The following is a 1898-nucleotide window of genomic DNA, read 5'->3' as shown; positions in this document are numbered from 1 at the left end:
ATTAAAATCTACCTGATTCGGTATTTTGTCATATTCCAGGGATACCAATTCAGGTAATTGGGGTCCTCCACAGGATAAAACCAATAAAAACCCAGTATAAATAAGGATATTCTTAATTATTGCCATAATATACCATTCAATTTAATACATTTTCAAAGATAAAATTTAAGCAATCACAATTAATGTCCAAATCAGTCCAAGTATTGTACATTTCCGACATAAATATTTTAAAAATAGATAATAACCCATAACTTTCACCTTCAAATTTTGATATCAAGTCTTCGTTTACAAGGATTTATTATTAAATTTGATTCACTCCAAATCCGACAAATCATTAATAGTGTCTAAAATACTTCAATCTTTAAAGCTGGATCTTTTAAGTGTAGGGTATGCAAAATTGGATCCCCTATGGGATTTTGATGATGTTATTAGCCCATTTATTCGCCTTTATTACATTACAACTGGCAGTGCTATGGTATATCACAGTAACCGGGCAATTGAATTAAAGTCAGAGCACATTTACTTAATACCTAGTTATACATTTGGCAGATATAAATGCGATGACTATCACGAGCAATATTATATCAGCTGTTCGGAAGATATAAAAAATGGTTATTCTATATTTAATTTTAGTAGCTTTATATATGAGTCAAAGGCCACTCCTAGGGATTTGTATTATTTTAAGCGATTGTTGGAATTAAATCCCAATAGGCAGTTGGATAACAATAATCCAAAGGTATATGACAACAGGCCTACGCTGATGGATTTTGAAAAAAAGAACGAAGAATTAAGTCTTTCCGCTTATATGGAAACCCATGCTATTTTAAAGATACTTCTATCGAGGTTCATTGGGGAACCCAACTCACAGTCTACGAAAAATAACTTAAAAAAGGAATTTGGCAAGGTGTTAAACCACATTCACGCTAACCTTCACGAACCACTATCAGTGAAGCAACTAGCCGATTTTTGTCATTTAAACACGGACTATTTTTCTCGGGTATTCAAAGAAAATTTTGGTATGCGTCCCAATAAATATATTCAATCCAAACGAATAGAAAGGGCACAACAACTCCTTTTAACCACTAATAATTCTCTTAAGCAAATCGCAGAAAAAGTAGGTTTGGAGAATCTGTCCTATTTTACAAGGATTTATAAGAATCATACTGGGAATACTCCAGGGAGATTCCGGGAAGAACAGCTCAAAAAATAACTACAGTCTTCTTTTCTTAAAATATAGTAATATACAAGGTAGATCGAATTTAACCACTTGGCCCTTTGCAGGTATTACGACAAGTCTAAATGTCACCAAACATGTTATAAAGGCCATGGAATTAGATATTTTAGTTTATTTTTCATCGTTCTCTATGTTTGAAAAGGCCCCAATAACATCTGAAACAAGCTTAAACTCCTCATCAACGAATTTGGTGTCATAGGCATGTACCTTTTCATTTGAACTTAGTATGGCTTTCTTTACAGCTTCATGATCAGCTCCCTTGTATCGGACAATCGCCCATTCCAAGTATTTGTTATCACTTTGTTCTTTTGATATCTTTTGTAATAATAGTTGGATTTGATCTTTGCTTTTAAGTTTCTCAAGTACTATTAACTGCAAGTACAATTTTGAGCTTTCATTTAGGTAATCCGGAGTTTGATGTGCAATAATCCTCTTGAAATACTTTTCAGCTTCTTCCTGATCCCCTTTCTTCTCATAGGCCAAGGCTAAAAGATAATTATCTAATCGCTCGTCCACATCGTAATGTTTTCCTACCCCCAAGTTTTTAGGCCATAATTTGGCTTTCTTTACGTAAAAAATAGCCTCATCGTAGTCCCTGGCCATCAAAGCCTGCATGGCTAAGCGCACACAGGTCTCATGGTAGACCGTCCTCCCTTCCGTTGCC

At 34.6% G+C, this 1898-nt stretch carries 2 protein-coding genes; one reads left to right on the top strand and one right to left on the bottom strand.

Annotation, left to right across the window (positions count from 1 at the left end):
• The first annotated feature begins 340 nt into the window (after positions 1-340).
• Positions 341-1210, top strand: a complete 870-nt coding sequence (locus tag G466_RS0118835) for an AraC family transcriptional regulator (protein WP_026815001.1) — start codon at positions 341-343, stop codon at positions 1208-1210.
• 135 nt (positions 1211-1345) lie between these two features.
• Here the strand turns inward: G466_RS0118835 and G466_RS24180 are convergent.
• A partial coding sequence (locus G466_RS24180) for a tetratricopeptide repeat protein (protein WP_034236215.1) occupies positions 1346-1898 on the bottom strand: 553 nt, incomplete at its 5' end.

It is taken from the genome of Arenibacter certesii DSM 19833 (assembly GCF_000429545.1).
Classification (GTDB): Bacteria; Bacteroidota; Bacteroidia; order Flavobacteriales; family Flavobacteriaceae; genus Arenibacter; species Arenibacter certesii.
This window is presented reverse-complemented; position numbering and strand designations above follow the sequence as displayed.